Raw genomic sequence first — 966 nt, 5'->3', positions numbered from 1 at the left:
GGGCCGCGAACGGGCAATGCTCGGTCTCGCTCCGCTCGAAAATCAAGGTGGGGCCGGTGTGGTCGCGCTGGGAGCGAAACGTGGGTGTTGATCGGCTGCGCCGTCTCGCTTGCCGCGCGTGCGTTGAATGTCCGCAGCTCTCGTAGCCCGCACCGACGCAATAACGCCCGTAACCGTCGCGGCGGTTACGGGCGTTATTGCGCGCTATTCGGGTGCGGTCAGATCAGGGAGCCGTCATGGCACATGCCCGATGACCGCCAGGACGGCCGCGGCCCGGTGCCGGGATCGAACGCCCACTGGTGGATCGGTCCGGCGGCTTTCCAGTACAGCCCGCCGCGTCCGTCCGCGATCACCTGGTACACGTCCTCGGAGCCCTCGATGAGCTGGTTGCCGACGCAGTAATCGTTGTAGTCGGTGCCGAATTGGCGTGCGCCTGCACTGAACAGGCCGGCGGGGTTGGTGTACGCGCCCGGGTTGGGGACGGTGCTCGCCCGCCGCGCGTCCGCGCGGTGCCAGGAGGACGTGTGCCAGTACGGAGCGCCGCGACCGTCGGTGCCGCAGAGGAAGTTCCAGCCGCCTGCCACGACCGTCGTGCCCTGGCCGTAGGCGCCACCGGCCCACAGGCAGGCAGCGCCCTGAGCCTCGGCGGTGCCCGCGCCGAGGCTCAGGCCGCCCGCCGCCACCACTGCCGCCGCCAGCAGGGTGAGCGTCCGTGCCGTCGCGCTCCGCTTGTCAGTACACGCGGACGCCCGGCGTAGGCCTCTGATCTTGCTCATTGATGCTTCTCTTTCATGCGCTGTCCCGGCCGTCGACGGAATCGGGCCTGGGGAATGATGATGTTTCAAGTAATGTGCCGCTATGTAGCGGTAAGATCAGTCCGAGAATGTGGGTGATGCTGCGAGCGAGTGCGCCTGCTGGTCGCTCACTGGCACCAGCGGGCCTGCGGCTTGCACACGGTGTAGCCGC

The 966-nt window shown here is 68.2% G+C and carries 1 protein-coding gene; it reads right to left on the bottom strand.

Annotated elements, in window-relative coordinates:
* Positions 1-218: 218 nt before the first annotated feature.
* The gene (locus NA4_RS27130; protein ID WP_067476020.1) at positions 219-776 is read right to left on the bottom strand and encodes a hypothetical protein; all 558 of its coding nucleotides are present in this window, start codon (positions 774-776) and stop codon (positions 219-221) included.
* Between the last annotated feature and the right edge of the window lie 190 nt (positions 777-966).

Origin of the sequence: Nocardia amamiensis NBRC 102102, assembly GCF_001612745.1 — a bacterium.
In the GTDB taxonomy this organism is placed as follows: Bacteria; Actinomycetota; Actinomycetes; order Mycobacteriales; family Mycobacteriaceae; genus Nocardia; species Nocardia amamiensis.
This window is presented reverse-complemented; position numbering and strand designations above follow the sequence as displayed.

What these genes read in the sequence shown, in the direction of transcription:
- NA4_RS27130 (WP_067476020.1), bottom strand. Translation starts at nt 776, where the DNA reads ATGAGCAAGATCAGAGGCCTACGCCGGGCGTCCGCGTGTACTGACAAG.